This is a genomic window from Dokdonia ponticola, from assembly GCF_042653865.1.
Taxonomy (GTDB): Bacteria; Bacteroidota; Bacteroidia; order Flavobacteriales; family Flavobacteriaceae; genus Dokdonia; species Dokdonia ponticola.
The window spans coordinates 1-722 of record NZ_JBHSFV010000052.1 but is presented as its reverse complement, the minus strand read 5'-3'; the positions used below and the strand labels follow the sequence as shown (position 1 = coordinate 722).

At 42.2% G+C, this 722-nt stretch carries 1 protein-coding gene; it reads right to left on the bottom strand.

The genetic code is table 11. The features are described 5' to 3' along the window. Positions 1-722 (bottom strand): DUF7507 domain-containing protein (locus ACFO3O_RS22575; RefSeq protein WP_465251773.1); only part of this gene is annotated, 722 nt, incomplete at both ends.

Here is a 722-nt window from a genome sequence, read left to right as displayed (position 1 = left end):
GTTGGATCTTCTGATTCATCGCTTATCGTATCACCGTCTGGATCGGTTCCTTCAGCTGTCGCTAAATTGTATACGCCTCCCGCATCGATATCATCCTGTGTAAGCACATAGACCGCTGTAAAAGTCGTACTATCACTTGCTCCTGGATCTAAATCTATCGGACCGCCTGTTACTGTTACATTTGGATCGGTAATCGTAATTCCTGTAATGGTTACGTTTCCGTTGTTGGTTACTGTAAAGGTGTAGAGAACTGAATCTCCTTCGTTTACAATACCATCACCATTGGTATCTTCATACACACCATCTTTTAATAACTCTAAAGATGGGTCTTGATCAATTACTGTGATCGTACAATCTGGACAGTTTGGATCAATCGGTGGATTCTCAGGATCATTCGGATCAATCGGTGTTGGATCTTCTGATTCATCGCTTATCGTATCACCGTCTGGATCGGTTCCTTCAGCTGTCGCTAAATTATATACGCCTCCCGCATCGATATCATCCTGTGTAAGCACATAGACCGCTGTAAAAGTCGTACTATCACTTGCTCCTGGATCTAAATCTATCGGACCGCCAGTTACTGTTACATTTGGATCGGTAATCGTGATTCCTGTAATGGTTACGTTTCCGTTGTTGGTTACTGTAAAGGTGTAGAGAACTGAATCTCCTTCGTTTACAATACCATCACCATTGGTATCCTCATACACACCATCTTTTAATAA